Consider the following 3,538-nt stretch of genomic DNA (forward strand, 5'->3'; position numbering starts at 1 on the left):
TTGCCGGCAAAATGGGGCACGTTCACATAGGCGTGGGCTTGGATCACCGAGAGAAAGACAATCCGCTCGATGCCCGCCGATCGGGCGACGTTCAAGGCGACCAAAGCCTGGGTGAATTCGTCCGGCACCACCGCGTTCAAGAGGAACAGGGTGGAAACACCGGACATGGCTTTGCGCAGCGAATCGACATCGAGGAAGTCGCCTTGCGCGACCGATACGCCCGCCGGGAAGCTGGCTTTCGACGGGTCGCGGACGAGAGCACGGACGTCGGCGCCGCGCTTGACGAGGTGCTCGACGACTTGGCGGCCAACATTGCCTGTGGCGCCGGTAACGAGGATGGTCATGGAATTTCTCCTGTTGGGTTGCTTGACAGGCCCAATATGTGTGGCTCACAAACATTCAAATAGGCGAAAATTTTAGACGTACCGTCTCACTGGTGGAACACTCATGGATCTTCTGGCCCTGACCGATTTCAACCTCGTTGCCCGCCATGGCGGTTTCGGCAAAGCGGCAAGGGCCACCGGCCGGCCCAAGGCAACGCTGTCCCGGCGGGTTGGAGACTTGGAGAGCAGCCTTGACCTGCGCCTGTTTGAACGGGGTGCGCGTAACCTGAAGCTCACCGAGGAAGGACGGGCGCTTTTCGAGCGGACGGGGGCGTTGCTTGCCGAACTGGACGAGACGGCCGCGGCGATCGCCTCGGGCGGTCAAAGACCCAAGGGCAGATTGCGTATCAGCGCGCCCCTGCTTTTTTCTCAGACCGCGATGGGGAGGATCGCCGCGGGATTTGCCCTCAAATTTCCGGAGGTGAGGCTGGAGGTCACGACGGAGGACCGGGCTGTGGACATGATCGAGGAAGGCTACGACCTGGTAATCCGGGTCAACCCGGATCCCGACGAAAGCCTGGTCGGACGGGCGTTTCTCCGCGACCGGCTGGTCGTCGTGGCGAGCCCTGACCTTCCTCGCACCGGTGGTCCGGCCCCTGGCGTTGCGCGCGGGACAGGCGAACGGCAAATATGGCACGTGAAGACAGAGGCTGGCCGGTCGGCGATAAAAATCGAGCCGGTCCTCGCTTTGGGAACGCTCATTATGGTGCGCGATGCGGTGCGAGCGGGGGTCGGGGCAGCACGTCTTCCCATTTCGTTGGTGGCCCACGATTTGGCTGACGGCACACTGGTGAATTGGGGAGACATTGACGGCCCTGAGATCGCTCTGTGGACGCTCTACCCGTCCCGGCGGCTGCTCAGCCCGCGCGTGTCGGCTTTCCTGGACTTTCTGAAACAGGCCTTCCCGAACGGGACGCCGGACGAACTGGCCGCCTATATCGGCAGGTGATGCCCGGCCGCTTTCAGCGCACTGGGAGCCTGGGCAGCGTCACGTCACCTGCCAGCCTGCTTGGCAGAACATGCCGCGACCTCCGATCCACTCCTCGACAGAACCCGGCAAACAGGCCGATCGCGCCGGCAGGCGCCGTTTCGCGAACGATTGTTTTCGGTGTGGAACAAACTGGGTGCATAGAGGTTTTGGCCTCGCCGCACTCAGGAGGACGTGGTGAAGGCTCTGCGCAGTCTCCTTGCCGAACTGTCATCCAACTGGCTCAGGCGCCGCAAGGCGCAAGCGTCCAACACCGCTGGGAATGCCAAAGCCACGCCCAGCGTTGCGCCGCAGGCGTCAAACCAGCGTGCCGCTCATAGGCCCAAGCCTCCGTCCACCCGCGATGTCGCCTCCAACATGTGAGCGAGCTGCAAAGGCCATCATGATGCTGAATCGCCTGACTACGGATCCACTTCTCCGCCTTTTCATCGGTATAATTGCCGGCACATTGGTTGGAGGCGGTGTCGGCGAAGTGGTCGGCAACCATATCACAGCCGATCTCCTTGTCGGCGCATCCGTGGGCGCTTTTGTCGGCGCCGCGATTGCCGGAGTGATCCTGGCCGTCGAAGAATAGCGCCGCCGCATGGTGAGCAGCCATGGGGCGGCCGCGTCGTCTTCAAGCCATCGACATGCGGCCGAACACCCTGTGGGAATTGAGCGATCGGCTGCTATAATTCCTGGACCTTCCCGGAGAACGCCTGCCATGACCCTGAAAACACGCAAGCTCGGCAGCCAGGGGCTGCAGGTCTCGGCCATCGGCCTCGGCTGCATGGGCATGAGCCAGTCCTACGGCCCGGCCGACGAGGCCGAATCCATCGCCACGCTGCACCGCGCCATCGAACTCGGCTGCACCTTCCTCGACACCGCCGAGGTCTATGGCCCGTATACCAACGAGGCATTGCTCGGCCGGGCGTTGAAGGGCAAGCGCGGCCAGGTGACGATCGCCACCAAATTCGGCTTCCGCATCGAAAACGGCAAGCAGGCTGGAACCGACAGCCGGCCCGAGCATATTCGTGAGGTCGTGGAAGCCTCGCTCGGCCGCCTCGGAACCGACCATATCGACCTGCTCTACCAGCACCGCGTCGACCCGGCGGTGCCGATGGAGGATGTCGCGGGCGCCGTCGGCGAACTCGTCGCGCAAGGCAAGGTGCGCTTCTTCGGCCTGTCGGAGGCCGGCGCGGCCAACATCCGCCGGGCGCATGCCGCGCACCCGGTGTCAGCGGTGCAGAGCGAGTATTCGCTGTGGGAGCGCAATCTGGAGCCGGAGATCATCCCGCTGCTTGGCGAACTCGGCATCGGCCTGGTGCCGTTCTCGCCGCTCGGCCGAGGTTTTCTCACCGGCCAGGTCAAGCGCGCGGAAGACTATCCCGACGGCGATTATCGCCGCAACGACCCGCGCTACCAGGGCGAAAACTACGGCGCCAATGTCGAGGCGGCCGCCAAGGTGAGCGACATCGCCGCTGCCCGCGGCGTCAAGCCCGGCCAGGTCGCGCTGGCATGGCTGCTGGCGAAGGGCGACGGCTTTGGCATCGACATCGTGCCGATCCCCGGCACCAAGCGCACAAAATACTTGGGAGAGAACGTCGCCGCCGCCGCGATCAAACTCGATGCCGCCGAGATGGCCGCGCTCGACGAAGCGCTTGCGCCGGGGAAAATCTCCGGCCCGCGCTACACCGAGCGGGGCATGGCGATGGTCGACCGGTAGGGGGCGCCGCCCGTCTCGCTCTGAGGGCAATGCTCTCGCTCAACTCTTCGGCGGCAGCTGATGTCAAATCGGCTGTCGGCTCGGCTTTATCAGCCAATGTTTCAGCTGGCCGGTGGAGCGTTGATCGCAAATTGCGCGGCGAAAGCCCTGATGTAAGCAGGCCGAGCTTCACCGCGCGCTACATATGCAGCAAGGTTTTGATATTCGTCCAAAATGCCCGACATTCTTAGTCGCAGCAGCACCGATACCATCAACAGATCGCCCGCGCTGAATGCATCGTCGAGCCACTCGGCGGCGTCCAGACGAGCCGAGAGCCTGTCGAGACAGGCGCGAACACGATCCTTCACCAATGGCAAACGCTCCTCGCTCCAGGGCTTGTCAGCTTCGAATATCTTTGCCGTCGTTAATTCGAGGATCGGCGGCTCGACTGTGTTAAGTGCGGCAAACATCCACGTGATCGCA

The 3,538-nt window shown here is 63.3% G+C and carries 4 protein-coding genes and 1 pseudogene; 3 read left to right on the forward strand and 2 right to left on the reverse strand.

What is annotated here, in order from left to right:
- Positions 1–344 (reverse strand): SDR family oxidoreductase (locus tag EN939_RS25505; RefSeq protein ID WP_127270565.1); only part of this gene is annotated, 344 nt, incomplete at its 3' end.
- Positions 345–447: 103 nt separating this feature from the next.
- On the opposite strand from EN939_RS25505, the gene EN939_RS25510 reads away from it, so the two are divergent.
- The 3 genes from EN939_RS25510 (at position 448) to EN939_RS25525 (ending at position 3,076) form a co-directional block, all read left to right on the forward strand.
- On the forward strand, positions 448–1,332 hold the full coding sequence (locus tag EN939_RS25510; protein ID WP_127270566.1) for a LysR family transcriptional regulator: 885 nt from the start codon (positions 448–450) through the stop codon (positions 1,330–1,332).
- A 424-nt stretch (positions 1,333–1,756) separates the two neighbouring features.
- Positions 1,757–1,945: a hypothetical protein gene (locus EN939_RS25520; RefSeq protein ID WP_127270567.1), complete on the forward strand. Its 189-nt coding sequence runs from the start codon at positions 1,757–1,759 to the stop codon at positions 1,943–1,945.
- Between the two features lie 129 nt (positions 1,946–2,074).
- Positions 2,075–3,076 (forward strand): aldo/keto reductase, encoded by a 1,002-nt coding sequence (locus EN939_RS25525; RefSeq protein ID WP_127270568.1) that lies wholly within the window; start codon positions 2,075–2,077, stop codon positions 3,074–3,076.
- A gap of 101 nt (positions 3,077–3,177) precedes the next feature.
- Here EN939_RS25525 and EN939_RS25530 read toward each other — a convergent pair.
- Positions 3,178–3,538 (reverse strand): annotated as a pseudogene (locus tag EN939_RS25530) (glutathione S-transferase family protein); the annotation flags it as partial.

This window comes from Mesorhizobium sp. M7A.F.Ca.CA.002.05.1.1, assembly GCF_003998335.1.
Lineage (GTDB): Bacteria > Pseudomonadota > Alphaproteobacteria > Rhizobiales > Rhizobiaceae > Mesorhizobium.